This is a genomic window from Ensifer sp. PDNC004, assembly GCF_016919405.1.
Classification (GTDB): Bacteria; Pseudomonadota; Alphaproteobacteria; order Rhizobiales; family Rhizobiaceae; genus Ensifer.
In genome coordinates, this window is the sequence record NZ_CP070353.1 from 1,704,720 (window position 1) to 1,719,837 (window position 15,118).

The following is a 15,118-nucleotide window of genomic DNA, read 5'->3' on the forward strand; positions in this document are numbered from 1 at the left end:
AAGCGACGGCCGGGCGCCTTACCAGGCGTCCGGCGCCCTGACCATGTGTACGATATTGGCCGGGTTCATGATCCAGCCGCCACGAAAGCCCTCGCCCAGATCCTCGACCGCGTCGCAGCGTACGACCCCCTTGGCGGCGAGCTGCCCAAGGGCACCAGCATGGTCATCGGTGAAGAGTTCGAGCCAGACTTCCGCCTGGCTGAAATTCGCAGCCTCGTCGATCCACAGTTGGTTCGGCCCAAGCTTGAAGCCGACGGCAGGCAACTTTTCCGGGATGGGTTCGAGGCCAACTGTGTCGCGATAGAAGGCGACCACCGCTTCGTACTGATGCGAGGGGACCTTCATTGCGATGTTGATACCACCGGTAATTTTCGTCATGACGCACGCTCCTGTTGGCCGCCGACCCGTCTGGGTGCGGCTGCGATGTTGATCTGTCAAAGCCCACGAAGAATTGCCGCAAGCGAGCGAAAGCGCCGCCCGCTTGCACGAACGTGCGACGGGCGCTCCTGCTGCTGCCTCGAGATGTCCTTCCGCTTGCGGCGTTACCGCTCCAGGCGGGTTTCTAGGCCTGCGGCTCGAGCGCCGGCTTGCCTGAGAGTTCGCTGAGGTAATAGCCGTCGCGCAGATTGATGCCGTATTCGAGCCAGGCTTTCATGCAGGCGAGCATTTGCGACCAGCCCTCGCAGTTGACGTAGGAGCTTTTCTGCCCCTGCCCGTTCTCGCGCCAGCCCGTTTCGGCGATGGTCACCATCGTTGCGCCATCCTCCAGTGACTGGAAGCGCATCTCCACACGGGTCTGGTAGGCATCCTCGCCTTCGGCGACCATGGCACCCCAGCAAAAGACGATTCGCTCGTTGGGCTCGACCACCTCCACCTGGACCGGCACTTCGCCCCACCACGTCACGGTTGCGCCGGCGACCAGCGGCCCGCTGATGCCACCGAGCGTCACGAAGTAGCGGCTGAGCTGGTCCGGATTGACGACCGCGTCGAAAACCTGGGCGACAGGGCGGCCGATCCGTCCGTTCACGCGAAATTCAAAGGGCATGGCGTATTCCTCCTGTCGATACCAACGAGATTATGTTATAGAAATACAACATGTCAACCGATTCGAAAGACGACCTGGTGTTCAAGGCGCTCGCCAACGGGCTGCGCCGGCAGATGCTCGACGCCATGCGGCAGGAGCCGCAGACCACCGGCATGCTGTGCGAGCGCTTCAGCAATCTCGACCGCTGCACGGTCATGCAACACCTCAAAGTCCTTGAGCAGGCCGAGCTCGTGCTCGTCCGTCGCGAGGGGCGCGAACGCTGGAACCATTTGAACGCATTGCCGATCCAGGCGATCCATGATCGCTGGATCAGCCAGTATGCCGGCCATGCGATGTCGGTGCTGTCTGCCCTGCAACAGGACCTCGACCGGTAACCAGACCGATGGTTTCGGCTTTCAATCGATCGCCTTTCTTCGTATGAACGGCCGATACGTAAATTGGGGACATCGTCGTGCGCTACCTCATCACCGGCACCGCAGGCTTCATCGGCTTTCACCTCGCCAAGCGGCTGATCGACGAAGGGCATTTCGTGGTCGGCTTCGATGGCATGACCCCCTATTACGACGTGACGCTGAAAGAGAATCGGCATGCGATCCTCGCCCGCTCGAACGGCTTCAAGCCCGTCGTCGGCATGCTTGAGGACAGGGACGCGCTGCGCCGGGCCGCTGAGCTTGCCGAACCCGAGGTCATCATCCACCTCGCCGCCCAGGCGGGCGTGCGCTACAGCCTCGAAAATCCGAAGGCCTACGTGGATTCCAACCTGGTCGGCTCCTGGAACATTCTGGAACTGGCGCGGGAGCTTAACCCGAAGCACCTGATGCTGGCCTCGACGTCCTCGATCTACGGCGCCAACGAGAAAATCCCGTTTGCCGAAACCGACCGCGCCGACGAGCCGATGACGCTCTATGCCGCCACCAAGAAGTCGATGGAGCTGATGGCGCACAGCTACGCCCATCTCTACAAGGTGCCGACCACGGCCTTCCGCTTCTTCACGGTCTACGGCCCCTGGGGGCGTCCCGACATGGCGCTGTTCAAGTTCGTCGACGCCATCCACAAGGGGCAGCCGATCGACATCTACGGCGAAGGCCGCATGAGCCGCGACTTCACCTATATCGACGACCTCGTCGAAGGCATTCTTCGGCTTTCCCACGTGGCGCCGGCGGAAGAAAACCGAGTGCCTGAGGAAAAGGCCGAGGACACGCTGTCGCGCCAGGGGCCCTTCCGCGTGGTCAATATCGGCGGCGGCCAGCCGGTCGAACTGATGACCTTCGTGGAAACGGTCGAGAAGGCGGTCGGCAAGCCGGCGGTGCGCAACATGCTGCCGATGCAGCAGGGCGACGTGCCGCGCACCTACGCCTGCCCCGACCTTCTCGAAGCGCTGACCGATTTCAAGCCCTCGCTTCCTGTCGAAGAGGGCGTGGCGCGCTTCGCTGCCTGGTACAAGGATTACTACAACGCGAACCGGTAAGCCGCTCGCCAGCTAATCCCCACTGATTATTCTGTTGGCGAGACGGCTTGCTTTACGCGCAATCGAGCATAAATGGGTGTGAACCTGAGCGCATAAGCAATTGCAAAAATACGCAATTGCACGTTCTATGAACTGAGCTCGCTGTGGAACACAACAAGGGAAAGAGCCTATGAAAATCACGATGATCGGCGCCGGCTATGTTGGCCTTGTTTCCGGCGTGTGTTTTGCGGACTTCGGTCACGACGTCGTTTGTCTCGACAAGGATGAGAGCAAGATCGACGCCTTGATGCAGGGGCGCATTCCGATCTTCGAACCCGGTCTCGACCAGCTTGTGGCAAGCAACGTCGCTTCGGGCCGTCTCACCTTCACGACCGATCTCGTTGCCGCCGTCGCCGACAGCGACGTCATCTTCATTGCGGTCGGCACCCCGTCGCGGCGCGGCGACGGCCATGCCGACCTTTCCTATGTGCATGCCGCTGCCCGCGAGATTGCCCAGAACCTCAAGGGGTTCACCGTGATCGTGACGAAATCGACCGTTCCGGTCGGCACCGGCGACGAGGTCGAGCGCATCATCCGCGAAACCAATCCGGACGCCGATTTCGCCGTCGTTTCCAACCCGGAATTCCTGCGCGAAGGTGCCGCGATCGAAGACTTCAAGCGGCCGGACCGCATCGTCATCGGCCTTTCTGGCGACGACGCGCGCGCACGGGACGTGATGACCGAGGTCTATCGCCCGCTCTATCTCAACCAGTCGCCGCTGGTCTTCACCTCGCGCCGCACCTCCGAGCTGATCAAATATGCCGGCAATGCGTTCCTCGCGATGAAGATCACCTTCATCAACGAGATGGCGGATCTGTGCGAACGGGTCGGCGCCAATGTCCAGGATGTCGCCCGCGGCATCGGCCTCGATGGCCGTATCGGCTCGAAGTTCCTGCATGCCGGCCCCGGTTACGGCGGATCGTGCTTCCCGAAGGACACCCTGGCGCTGGTCAAGACCGCGCAGGACTATGACAGCCCGGTACGGCTGGTCGAGACGACGGTGGCCGTCAACGACAACCGCAAGCGGGCCATGGGCCGCAAGGTCATCGCTGCCGCCGGTGGCGACGTGCGCGGCCGCAAGATCGCAATCCTCGGCCTCACCTTCAAGCCGAACACTGACGACATGCGCGACAGCCCGGCGATCGTGGTCGTGCAGACGCTGCAGGATGCCGGCGCCCATGTCATCGGCTATGATCCGGAAGGCATGGAAAACGCGAAGAAGCTGATCGACGGGATCGACTATGCCAGCGACCCCTACGAGGCCGCCAACGAAGCCGATGCACTGGTGATCGTTACCGAATGGAACGAGTTCCGGGCACTCGACTTCCGCCGGCTCAAGACCGTGATGAAGACGCCCATTCTCGTCGACCTCAGGAACATCTACCGCGAGGACGAGGTGGTGAAGCACGGCTTCAGCTATTCGAGCGTCGGCCGGTCGCTCTGACGGGAGCGGCTGAGCTCGCTTCCCCAGAGGCTAGGCCTTGGGTATCGGCAAGGGCGGCAGGGTTTCCCAGCTCTTGCCGGCGAGGATGACGCAGCTTCGCCCGTTGACGTCGGTGACGATCAGCGTCCAGCTGCCATTGTCGGCAGCGTATATTTCCATGATCGCCTGCTGGTTGATCAGCGCGGTTGCCGCCGGCTTCTCCTGATATTGCCGCGTCAGAAACTCGATCACTTCGGACCGGTCGGCACAATTGACCGGAGCCTGGGAGATCGCGGGAACCGGACGCGCCACCACGCCCGCCGCCAAGAGGGCGGCCAATGCCAGGCCGCGGATCGCACTGCCCACCATCACCGAACTCCTTTCACCGGACGCGCGGCGAAGGAGTTTGCGTTGACCTTTCCGTCGCCGGCCGGCTGCGGCATGGGCACGGTGTGCCCGCGCCGCCCTGCAGCCAGTATGGTGGAAAGGCCGGATTATTACAATTAGCTAATTTATAAAGCAAACAGCCGGGGCGCCGGATGCGCCCGCGGCGAATGCCTGCGCTATTTGCGCTTCATCGCTTCCATCAGCGCCGCACCGAAGGCGCCCTGAGCCGGTTGCTGCGGCTTCTGCTGGCGCGGGGCCGGGCCACGATTGTTGTTGCCGCCCGGTGCGCCTGACCGTGGCTCGCGGCCCGTCTCGACGCCACCATCCTTGCGCATGGTGAGGCCGATCCGCTTGCGGGGAACATCGACCTCGGTGACACGAACGGTCACCACATCGCCGGCCTTAACCACCTCATGCGGATCCTTGACGAAGCGATCCGCGAGCTGGGACACGTGCACGAGGCCGTCCTGGTGCACGCCGATATCGACGAAGGCGCCGAAGGCGGCGACATTGGTCACGGTGCCCTCGAGCTGCATGCCGATCTTCAAATCCTTGATGTCGTCGATACCGTCGGCAAAGGCCGCGGTCTTGAAGCTCGGGCGCGGGTCGCGGCCGGGCTTTTCCAGTTCCGCAAGGATGTCCTTAACCGTCGGCAAGCCGAAGCGCTCGTCGACGAAGACCTTCGGATCGAGGCTCTTCAGCGCGACGCTGTCGCCCATCAACGCCCGGACGTCGCGACCACAGGCCGCAACGATCTTCTTGGCGACACCATAGGCCTCCGGATGGACCGAGGAGGCGTCGAGCGGCTCCTTGCCATTCGGAATGCGCAGGAAGCCCGCGCATTGTTCGAAGGTGCGAGCGCCAAGACGCGGCACGTTCAACAGTTCCTTGCGGCTCGCAAAGGGACCGGTCGCGTCGCGATGGGCGACAATCGCCTCGGCCGAGGATTTGCCGAGGCCGGACACACGGGCAAGCAGCGGAGCAGAAGCCGTGTTGACGTCGACACCAACGGCATTCACCGCATCTTCCACCACAGCATCCAGCGAGCGGCTGAGCTTCGACTGGTCGACGTCGTGCTGGTACTGGCCAACACCGATCGACTTCGGCTCGATCTTCACGAGTTCGGCCAGCGGGTCCTGCAGGCGACGGGCGATCGAGACCGCGCCGCGCAGCGAAACGTCGAGGCCGGGGAACTCCAGGGCGGCGGTTTCGGACGCCGAATAAACCGAGGCGCCGGCCTCGGAGACGATGACCTTTGTCGGCTTCGGCGCCGGAAGCTGCGAGAGCATGTCGGCCACGAGCTTTTCGGTTTCGCGGCTGCCGGTGCCGTTGCCGATCGCGATCAGCTCCACCTTGTGCTTGCGGATCAGCGATGCGAGTTCGGCCTGGGTGCCGCGGACGTCGTTCTTCGGCGGGAACGGGTACACGGTCGTCGTTTCGAGCAACTTGCCGGTGCCGTCGACGATGGCGACCTTGACGCCGGTGCGGATGCCCGGGTCGAGCCCCATCGTCGCCCGCGATCCCGCAGGTGCCGCCAGCAGCAGATCCTTGAGGTTGCGGGCAAAAACGTGGATCGCCTCGTCCTCGGCGCGCTCGCGCAGTTCGCGCATGAGGTCGAGCGACAGCGACATGGAAAGCTTCACGCGCCAGGTCCAGCCGATCATCTCGGCAAGCCACTTGTCGCCCGGCAGGTGACCGCCAACATTGTAGGCGGCGGCGATCATGCGCTCGACCGGCTTGACCGGCGAGGTATCGTCCTGGTCGACGACGATGTCGACGGAGAGCACCTCTTCGTTCCAGCCACGCAGCATGGCCAGCGCCCGGTGGCCCGGCGTCGTCGCCCAGCGCTCGGAATGATCGAAATAGTCGGAGAACTTGGCGCCCGCCTCCTGCTTGCCGTCGACGACCTTGGCGCGCAGGAAGGCGGCGCCCTTCATGTGGTTGCGCAGGCGGCCGAGCAGATCGGCATTCTCCGTCATGCCTTCGGCGATGATGTCGCGCGCACCGTCAAGCGCCGTCTTCACGTCGGCCACCTCAGCAGTCAGGAAGGCGGCGGCGCGGTCGGCAGGCGCGATCGAGCGATCGGCAAGGATCGCCTCTGCCAGAGGCCCGAGGCCACGCTCGCGGGCGATCTCGGCCTTGGTCCGGCGCTTCGGCTTATAGGGCAGATAGATGTCTTCGAGTTCGGCCTTGGTTTCGACGGCGGCGATCTTGGCTTCGAGTTCGGCGGTCAGCTTGTCCTGGCCGCGGATCGATTCGAGAATCGATGCCCGACGCGCCTCGAGTTCGCGCAGATAGGTCAGCCGTTCCGCAAGCGTACGCAGCTGCGTATCGTCGAGCCCGCCCGTCACTTCCTTGCGGTAACGTGCGATGAACGGAACCGTGGCCCCCTCGTCGAGCAGCTCGACCGCTGCAACGACCTGCGAAGGTGTTGCCTTGATTTCGCTGGCGATGATGGCGGCGATGGGTTTTGCAGGGCTGGCCATATGGGAATTCCGTCTTTGCTGTTTGGTCGGCGACCATAAAGGCGCAGACCTTGAAGGCCAAGTGAAGGCCTTCCGCGGAAAACCGGAACTCCACAGAAGATGGATCGGCCGCCCCGCTTTCAGGCGGGACGGCCGATTGTTCAGCACGCCATGGCGGCAGGCTCGACATGCTCCCGCTCAGGCACGACGTCCCAGGTGTTGACGGGTTCGAGCGGTGGGCGGCGCTTTTCGAACTCGATCAGTTGCCGCTCCCTCTCCTCGATATAGCCGCGCGAGGCCGGAACGGCACCGAGAGACGGCGAAATCTGCAGCTGGAAGATGAAGTGCTTGTCGTAGAGGAAGGCCGTCTCCGACGCAGCCAGATAGAACTCCCACATGCGGAAGAACCGCTCGTCGTAGAGCTTGATCGCCTCCTCGCGCCGGGCGACGAAGCGCTCGCGCCAGGCTTTCAGGGTCCAGGCGTAGTGCATCGGCAGGATTTCGACATCCTTCACCAGGAGCCGCGTGCGCTCGACGGAAGGCAAAACCTCCGAAATCGCCGGGATATAGCCGCCGGGAAAGATGTACTTCTCGATCCACGGATTGGTGGCCCAGGGCTTGTAGATCTGGCCGATCGAATGCAGCAGCATGACGCCGTCAGGCTTCAACAGCGCGTTCATCTTCTCGAAGAAGTTGCCGTAGTTGCCGATGCCAACATGCTCGAACATGCCGACGGAGACAATGCGGTCGAACTGCCGGCCTTGCAACGTGCGGTAGTCCTGCAGTTCGAAGCGGACCCGATCGGAGAGCCCGCGCCTGGCGGCGCGGTCACGCGAGACCTTCAGTTGCTCTTCGCTGAGCGTGATGCCGGTAACCTCAACGCCCGAAGATTCGGCCAGGTACATGGCCATGCCGCCCCAGCCGGAGCCGACCTCCAGCACCTTCTGGCCGGGCTCCAGCAGGAGCTTTGCCGCGATGTGCCGTTTCTTGGCGAGTTGGGCCGCGTCGAGCGATATTCCGCGCGGTTGAAAGTAGGCGCAGGAATATTGCCAGTCCTCGTCGAGGAACAGATTGAAGAGCTTGCGATCGAGATCGTAGTGATGGGCGACGTTGTGCCGGTTGCGGTTGACCGGCATGCGGCTCAGCATCTGCTGGCGCAACACATGCCAGAGGGCCGTCAACGTATTGGTCGCCGTTGCGGCGTTGTCGAGCCCGTTCCTCTTCACGATCGAGAGCACGTCAAATATATCGCCCTTCTCGATGACGACACGCCCGTCCATGTACATTTCACCGAAGCGAAGAGCGGGATCGCGAACGATCGCCGCCTCCGCCTCCGCATCGATGATGCGGATTGATGCCGGCTTTCCACTGCCGTCACCCAGGATCACTTCTTCACCGGAAGAAAATACGACCGTCAGGTTACCGTTGCGCACCAGACGGCGAAGCAATGTCAACAATGCTGCATTCATATCCCACCCCTAGCAGACCTACAGAACGTGTCCTGGTGCATGAGAGATGCGAAGGATCGGCTCGTTCGGGGCTTCAGGAGTGGTTGCGCGGGGCGCATCGGGAACAGGCGCCAGCGCGTCCGGAAGCAGCGAGAACCGGCACGGGCGTAGCCTCACGCGTATCCGGCGGGACACATCTGGCTCCTCTTCGGTGCCGCGCCGAGAATTCGTCAGGCCGCCGCCATCGGGCTCTTATCCATCAGAACTCAAATTAAGGTAGGAGGCTTCGATCGATTGGCAATGGGTTCTTTATGGCCCCTCATAAATATGTTTCCTTAGCAAATGCTGAGAAACAAACCTAGATTTCAGCGACGCCTAGACCGGGCAGACGCGCGCGGTCATGGGGTCGGTCGAAGTCGAGCAGCGGGCCTGCAGGCACGATGCGCGTCGGATTGATGTGGGCAATGCCGTAGTAGCCGCGCTTGATATGGTCGATGCGCACGCTCTCGCGGATGCCTGGCCACTGGTAGATTTCGCGCAAATAGTTCGACAGCGCCGGATAGTCCTCGATCCGGCGGATGTTGCATTTGAATGCGCCGTGATAGGCCGCGTCGAAGCGAACCAGGGTGACGAAGAGGCGAATGTCGGCCTCGGTCAGGTGCTCGCCGGCAAGATAACGGTTCTCCGCAAGGTAAGCTTCCAGTTCGTCGAGCATGCCGAACAGGCTTGCCACCGCCTCCTCATAGGCGCCCTGCGTCTTGGCGAAGCCGGAGCGATAGACGCCATTGTTGACACGCTCGTAAATCGGGCCGTTCCAGCGGTCGATCTCGGCACGCAGCGCCTCGGGGTAGAAGTCGAGCCGGTTGCCGGTGAGCCCATTGAAGGCCGAGTTCAAGATGCGGATGATATCGGCGGACTCGTTGTTGACGATCCGCCCTTCGCGCATGTCCCAGAGCACCGGAACAGAGACCTTCCCGGTGTAGGTCGGGTCGCTCGCCACATAGAGTTCGTGATGGAAGCGGATCTTGCCGACACGCGCGCCGGCATCAACGGGTTCGTCATAAACCCAGCCGTCTTCGCCGAGTTCCGGATTGGAAACCGTCAGACCGACAATGTCCTGCAAGCCCTTGAGATTGCGGAGGGCGATCGTGCGCGAGGCCCAGGGGCAAAGATAGGAAACGAACAGGCGGTAGCGCCCGGCCTCGGCCGGCAAGGCTTCCTGCCCGTCCGGGCCCGGCCTGCCATCCGGCGTGATCCAGCGGTGAAACCGCGTCGGCTCGCGGTGGAACGCGCCGCCCTTCATCTCGCTCGCCGCAACGTCGCCCTTGACCCATTTTCCTTCGACAAGTTGCGGCATCTCACTTCTCCTGGATCGCACGTCAGTGACGGCTACCTCTCACGGGCCCCGGCTCACGGTCAATCGCGCGCGCGGGTGACACATTGTTCGCAATCAGCGACACGCACGCACGCGATACGTGTAAAGCAACATCGTCGCGCCACAATGTCGGGCAATCCCGATTCACAGAGGAGAATCAGGATGAAGAAAGCGCTTGCCATTTTCGGGCTGTTTGTCGCGGTCGTGTGGTTGATGAACACATCGTTGTTCATCGCGCCGCCGGCGGGTGCCGCAAAGCTGCTTGCCCACCGGGGCATGCATCAAACCTATCCGAAGGAGAATGTCGGCAGGGACACGTGTACGGCGACGATCATCAGGACGCCGGAGCATCCCTATCTCGAAAACACGATTGCCTCGATGCAGGCGGCCTTCGAGGCCGGCGCCGATGTCGTCGAACTCGACGTGCATCTGACGCCCGACAGACAGTTCGCCGTCTTCCACGACTGGACGCTCGATTGCCGGACAGAGGCCAAGGGCGTGACCGAGGAAACGCCGATGGCGACGCTGAAGTCCCTCGACATCGGCTACGGCTATACGGCCGATGGCGGCAAGACCTTCCCCTTCCGCGGCAAGGGCGTCGGCCAGATGCCGACGCTCGAGGAGGTGCTGGCCGCCCTGCCCGACCGCAAGTTCCTGATCAACTTCAAGAGCCGGCGCGCCGAAGAAGGCGCTGAACTCGCAACGCGCGTCGAGGCGCAACCGCAATGGCGGGAGGCCGTTTTCGGCGTTTACGGCGGCGAAGAGCCGACCCGCGAGACGCTTAAACGCCTGGAGGGCATGCGCGGTTACGACCGGACGTCGACGAAGGCATGCCTGACGCAGTATTTCGGCTACGGCTGGACCGGCATCGTCCCGGACGCGTGCAAGAACACCCTCGTCGCCGTACCGGGAAACTATGCGCCGTTTCTTTGGGGCTGGCCCGACCGCTTTGCTGCGCGGATGAAGGCGGCCGGAAGCGAGATCATCTTGCTCGGCCCCTTTGACCGTGGCGACTCCACCACCGGCATCGACACGATGCAGGATCTGGAAATGGTACCGCCAGGGTTCTCCGGCTACATCTGGACCAACCGGATCGAGATGATCGGCCCGGCGCTCGCAAAGCGGCAAGTCGCCGACGCCGGTACGAACTGACGCGGGCGGCCGGCTTGCCTGCGGCGAGCTTCGACCCTATGGCTTTGAGCAACCGTCGACGCTGGCCGCAACGGCGGTCTCAATCCCGCGGAAGGCAAGCACATGAACGTCACGATCTACCACAACCCCGCCTGCGGCACCTCACGCAACACGCTGGCGATGATCCGCAACGCCGGTATCGAGCCGACGGTGATCGAGTATCTGCAGGCGCCGCCGTCTCGGCAGGCGCTGGAAAAGATGATTGCCGATGCCGGCCTGACGGTGCGTGACGCTCTTCGCGAGAAAGGCACACCCTACGCGGAGCTTGGGCTCGGCGACCCCACGGTCAGCGACGAACGGCTGCTCGAAGCGATGATGGCGCACCCGATCCTTATCACCCCCCCCTTCGTCGTCACCCCGATCGGCACGCGGCTCTGCCGCCCGTCCGAACGGGTGCTCGACATCCTGCCCGACACGCACAAGGGCCCGTTCTCGAAGGAGGACGGCGAAACGGTTCTCGATGCGAATGGAAAGCGCATTTCAGGCGCTTGAGCCCACCTGGGCGGTGAGCGGCACGGCACCCGTTTCAACGGGTGCCGAAAAATATCACACCAGACGGTGTGCGCGCGGCCTCATCGCGGGAATTCCAGGCCCATTTCGCGGAAGCGCTCAGGGTCGTCGCCCCAGTTCTCGCGCACCTTGACGAACAGGAACAGGTGCACCGGCTGCTCGAGGATCTCGGAGATCTCCTTGCGCGATGCGGTCGAGATCGCCTTGATCGCGTCACCGCCCTTGCCAAGCGCAATCTTCTTCTGGCTCTCGCGCTCGACATAGATCACCTGCTCGATGCGCACCGAGCCGTCCTTGCGCTCTTCCCACTTCTCGGTCTCGACATGCGAGGCGTAGGGAAGCTCCTGGTGCAGACGCAGGAAGAGCTTTTCGCGGGTGATTTCAGCGGCGAGCTGGCGCATCGGCAGATCGGAAATCTGGTCTTCCGGATAGTACCAGGGGCCTTCCGGCAGCGTCTCGGCCAGGTAATCCATCAGATCCTTGCAGCCCGAGCCGTTCAGCGCCGAGATCATGAAGGTGCGCTCGAACTTGATCGTCTCGTTGGCGGCAGCCGCCAGCTTCAAAAGGTCTTCGGGACGCACCTGGTCGATCTTGTTCAGCACCAGGATCTTCGGCTGGTGCACTTCCTTGAGGCCCTCGAGGATCGCTTCCGCATCGCCCTTCAGGCCGCGTTCGCTGTCGATCAGGAACATGATCACGTCCGCATCCTTGGCGCCGCCCCAGGCGGTCGTGACCATGGCGCGGTCGAGCCGGCGGCGCGGCTTGAAGATGCCGGGCGTGTCCATGAAAACGATCTGGGCGTTGTCATGAATGGCGATGCCACGCACGATCGCGCGCGTCGTCTGCACCTTGTGGCTGACGATCGAAACCTTGGCGCCGACGAGGCGGTTGACCAGGGTCGACTTGCCGGCGTTGGTCGCGCCGATCATCGCCACGAAGCCCGAGTGGGTCGGCGCGCCTTCGGCGGCCGTATCTTTTTCCATGTCCGTCATGTTTTCCGTCAATTTCCGGCAGAACTCTTCCGCCATACGCCTTCGCGTTCCAACAATTTCGTCGCGGCTACCTGTTCGGCTCCGCGCTTGGATCTGTCCGTTCCGGTCTCCGGCGCGACACCCGTGACTTCGACGGTTACCGTGAAGCGGGGGTCGTGGTCAGGGCCGGAACGCTCATCCGTCCGGTAGGCTGGCGCGATGCCGAACTTGGCATGCGCCCATTCCTGCAATTCGGTCTTTGCATCGCGGCGAGCCCCATCGGCGCGCACTGCGCGATCCTTCCAATGGCGCAGCACGAAGCCGCGGGCAGCTTCGAGACCGCCATCGAGATAAATGGCGGCGATCAGCGACTCTACCACATCCGCCCTTACATTCATCATCGCCTTGCCGGTTATCTTCTTGACGTCCGAGCCGGTGCGGATGAATTGGTGCAGCTCCAGGTCGTCGGCGACCTTCGCGCAGCTTTCGGCGCTGACGAGCTGGTTCAGCCGGACCGAAAGCTCGCCCTCATTGGCATCGCGAAAGGTCTGGAACAGAAGTTCCGCCACGCAAAGCCCGAGTACCCGGTCGCCCAGGAATTCGAGGCGCTGATAGTTCGAACCCTTGGCGCTTCGCGCGCTGGAATGGGTGAGCGCCCGGTCAAGGCGCTCCTTCTCCGCGAACTGATAACCGATCACGGCCTCAAGCTTTACCCGATCCTCCGCGCCCAGCGACCGCGACTTCATCATTCGACCGCCTTGAACAGACGGTCGTAGCGCAGGTTCGTCGGCCACTTCCACACTTCGCGGAACGACGTGTCGTGACCCAGCGAGAAGAAGATCATGGTGGCGCGGCCGACGAGGTTTTCGGCAGGCACGAAGCCGACGTCGAAGCGGCTGTCGGCCGAGTTGTCGCGGTTGTCGCCCATCATGAAGTAATGGCCGGCGGGCACGATGAACTCGCGGGTGTTGTCGCCGCGTGCATCCGGGAACTGGTCAAGCGTGTCATAGGAGACGCCATTGTCCATCGTTTCGCGGAAAACCGGAACGTCGGCGCCGGTGTCATATTGGTCGTCGGCGCGGAAACCGCCATCCGGCGTGCGCTCGACCGGCTTGTCGTTGATGTAGAGAATGCTGTTGCGCACCTGGATGCGGTCGCCCGGAAGGCCGACGAGGCGCTTGATGTAGTCGATATCCGGGTTCGGCGGGAAGCGGAAGACGACGATATCGCCACGCTTCGGCTCACTTGCGAAGATGCGGCCGGAGAACAGGTCGGGCGAAAGCGGCAGCGAATACTTGGAGAAGCCGTAGGCGAACTTGTTGACGAAGATGTAGTCGCCAACCAGCAGCGTCGGCATCATCGAGCCGGACGGAATGGTGAAGGGCTGAAAGAGAACCGTACGGATGACCAAAGCCAGGAGCAACGCCTGGATGACGACCTTCACGTTCTCCCAGAGGCCGCTCTGCTTCGCTTCTGTCTTTTCTGCCACGCTACTGTGTTCCTTTATCATCGCAACGCCCGCGCGGGGCTTGCTCTCAACTTTTGTCCGGACTCTCGGTCCGGCTTTGGACTGCGCGCAATCCCGGTCTCATATGCTGCAAACCGCCGCCCCTTCAATTGGTCAGGGCCGGTTTTTCCAGCGGAATGCTCTAAACCGTTCCCTCAATCGGGGCAACGGGCAGCGCCTCGATAATCACGAAGGCCTGGGCCAGGGGGAAATCGTCGGTAATCGTCAGATGGATGGCGGCGCGATGATGCGGCGGCAGCATCTGCTCCAGACGCGCTGCGGCACCTCCGGTCAGGTTCATCGTCGGCTTGCCGCCCGGCAAATTGATGACGCCCATGTCTTTCCAGAAGACGCCTTGCGCGAGGCCCGTGCCGAGCGCCTTCGAACAGGCTTCCTTGGCGGCGAAGCGCTTGGCGTAAGATGCCGCGCGGTTCTTCCGCCCTTCGGACTTGGCGATCTCGATCTCGGTGAAACAGCGCTGAACGAAGCGTTCGCCGAAGCGGGAAAGCGAGTTTTCGATCCGTCTGATATCGATCAGATCGCTGCCTATGCCTATGATCATGAAGAGGATCCGAGCTCTTTGGTGCGTGCCCGGCGGCGCTTTTGAAAGAGCCGGGCCGCCTGGTAAGCCCCAATGTAGGAAAGAAGGGCGCCGCCTGCCGCGAGCGGCAACGAGCCCACCAGCATCGGCTTGAACACCGGACCCCAAAGAGCCGGAAGGTCGAGGTGCTCCACCATGCGCATGACGTCGGCCGAGCTTGCGGCGTGCGCGCTCTCGACACCGAGGATCGCCGTCCCAAGTTCGTAGGACGCCGTCAGGATCATCGGGATCGTCACGGGATTGGCGAGCGCTGTCGTGATCGCGGCCGCGACGAGATTACCGGAGAACAGGAAAGCGAGCGCAACGGCGATAATGATGTGCAGGCCGAAAAATGGCGTGAAGGACGAAGCGGCACCCGCCGCCACGCCGACGGCGATCGAATGCGGTGTCGATGAAAGGCGCAACACGCGCAGCGTCACATAACGCAGGCCGCGCGCAAACCCTTTGCGCGGCCAAAAGATGGACCGCAGCCTTTCGGAAATCGTAACCGGTTTTCTGCGCCTGAATAACATTATGCCGTCATGACCGCGTCTTTAAGCCGTCAGCCGGCACAAGACCGCGCGTCCGCCTGTTTGCTGGCCGCAAGATAGGCGTCCTGCCTGTCGCTTGCAACCCGCCCAGGCGCCGCGCGCATGTCGCAGGCGAGCCATCCGGCGAACGCATGGCTCAGCATCCCGCCAGAAGACGG

Annotated in this window: 16 protein-coding genes; 5 read left to right on the forward strand and 11 right to left on the reverse strand. The window is 62.7% G+C overall.

Annotation, left to right across the window (positions count from 1 at the left end):
* Positions 1-18: 18 nt before the first annotated feature.
* Positions 19-378, reverse strand: coding sequence for a hypothetical protein (locus JVX98_RS16540; RefSeq protein ID WP_192447409.1), 360 nt, complete (start codon positions 376-378; stop codon positions 19-21).
* A 184-nt stretch (positions 379-562) separates the two neighbouring features.
* The gene (locus JVX98_RS16545; RefSeq protein WP_205239216.1) at positions 563-1,045 is read right to left on the reverse strand and encodes an SRPBCC domain-containing protein; all 483 of its coding nucleotides are present in this window, start codon (positions 1,043-1,045) and stop codon (positions 563-565) included.
* Between the two features lie 50 nt (positions 1,046-1,095).
* On the opposite strand from JVX98_RS16545, the gene JVX98_RS16550 reads away from it, so the two are divergent.
* The 3 genes from JVX98_RS16550 to rkpK all read left to right on the forward strand — a co-directional run bounded on the left by JVX98_RS16550 (position 1,096) and on the right by rkpK (position 3,996).
* A complete protein-coding gene (locus tag JVX98_RS16550) occupies positions 1,096-1,419 on the forward strand; it encodes a helix-turn-helix transcriptional regulator (RefSeq protein WP_034804089.1) in 324 nt (107 codons plus the stop codon).
* A gap of 77 nt (positions 1,420-1,496) precedes the next feature.
* Positions 1,497-2,513, forward strand: a complete 1,017-nt coding sequence (locus JVX98_RS16555; protein WP_205239217.1) for an NAD-dependent epimerase — start codon at positions 1,497-1,499, stop codon at positions 2,511-2,513.
* Between the two features lie 169 nt (positions 2,514-2,682).
* Positions 2,683-3,996, forward strand: coding sequence for a UDP-glucose/GDP-mannose dehydrogenase family protein (gene rkpK / locus JVX98_RS16560; protein WP_205239218.1), 1,314 nt, complete (start codon positions 2,683-2,685; stop codon positions 3,994-3,996).
* Between the two features lie 30 nt (positions 3,997-4,026).
* Here the strand turns inward: rkpK and JVX98_RS16565 are convergent, their stop codons facing one another.
* From JVX98_RS16565 to JVX98_RS16580, 4 genes are all read right to left on the reverse strand, one after another.
* Positions 4,027-4,344, reverse strand: coding sequence for a hypothetical protein (locus tag JVX98_RS16565; RefSeq protein ID WP_205239219.1), 318 nt, complete (start codon positions 4,342-4,344; stop codon positions 4,027-4,029).
* A 194-nt stretch (positions 4,345-4,538) separates the two neighbouring features.
* Positions 4,539-6,848: a Tex family protein gene (locus tag JVX98_RS16570; RefSeq protein ID WP_205239220.1), complete on the reverse strand. Its 2,310-nt coding sequence runs from the start codon at positions 6,846-6,848 to the stop codon at positions 4,539-4,541.
* Between the two features lie 140 nt (positions 6,849-6,988).
* Positions 6,989-8,296 carry a cyclopropane-fatty-acyl-phospholipid synthase family protein gene (locus tag JVX98_RS16575; RefSeq protein WP_205239221.1) on the reverse strand — a complete coding sequence of 436 codons (1,308 nt, stop codon included), beginning with the start codon at positions 8,294-8,296 and terminating at the stop codon, positions 6,989-6,991.
* 337 nt (positions 8,297-8,633) lie between these two features.
* Positions 8,634-9,632, reverse strand: coding sequence for a glutathione S-transferase family protein (locus JVX98_RS16580; RefSeq protein WP_205239222.1), 999 nt, complete (start codon positions 9,630-9,632; stop codon positions 8,634-8,636).
* A 180-nt stretch (positions 9,633-9,812) separates the two neighbouring features.
* On the opposite strand from JVX98_RS16580, the gene JVX98_RS16585 reads away from it, so the two are divergent.
* Together JVX98_RS16585 and arsC are read left to right on the forward strand one after the other, a co-directional pair.
* Positions 9,813-10,802 carry a glycerophosphodiester phosphodiesterase family protein gene (locus JVX98_RS16585; RefSeq protein WP_205239223.1) on the forward strand — a complete coding sequence of 330 codons (990 nt, stop codon included), beginning with the start codon at positions 9,813-9,815 and terminating at the stop codon, positions 10,800-10,802.
* 102 nt (positions 10,803-10,904) lie between these two features.
* A complete protein-coding gene (gene arsC / locus JVX98_RS16590) occupies positions 10,905-11,333 on the forward strand; it encodes an arsenate reductase (glutaredoxin) (protein ID WP_205239224.1) in 429 nt (142 codons plus the stop codon).
* Positions 11,334-11,413: 80 nt separating this feature from the next.
* On the opposite strand, the gene era is transcribed toward arsC, so the two are convergent.
* From era to JVX98_RS16615, 5 genes are all read right to left on the reverse strand, one after another.
* Positions 11,414-12,343 (reverse strand): GTPase Era, encoded by a 930-nt coding sequence (gene era / locus JVX98_RS16595; protein ID WP_043616701.1) that lies wholly within the window; start codon positions 12,341-12,343, stop codon positions 11,414-11,416.
* Between the two features lie 8 nt (positions 12,344-12,351).
* Positions 12,352-13,068 (reverse strand): ribonuclease III, encoded by a 717-nt coding sequence (gene rnc / locus JVX98_RS16600; RefSeq protein WP_156134075.1) that lies wholly within the window; start codon positions 13,066-13,068, stop codon positions 12,352-12,354.
* Positions 13,068-13,811, reverse strand: coding sequence for a signal peptidase I (gene lepB / locus JVX98_RS16605; protein ID WP_205239225.1), 744 nt, complete (start codon positions 13,809-13,811; stop codon positions 13,068-13,070). Before lepB ends, rnc begins: the two co-directional genes overlap by 1 nt.
* A 160-nt stretch (positions 13,812-13,971) precedes the next feature.
* Entirely contained in the window at positions 13,972-14,391 is a 420-nt protein-coding gene (acpS, locus tag JVX98_RS16610; protein ID WP_034804122.1) for a holo-ACP synthase, read from the reverse strand.
* Positions 14,388-14,942, reverse strand: coding sequence for a DUF2062 domain-containing protein (locus JVX98_RS16615; protein WP_205239226.1), 555 nt, complete (start codon positions 14,940-14,942; stop codon positions 14,388-14,390). Before JVX98_RS16615 ends, acpS begins: the two co-directional genes overlap by 4 nt.
* Between the last annotated feature and the right edge of the window lie 176 nt (positions 14,943-15,118).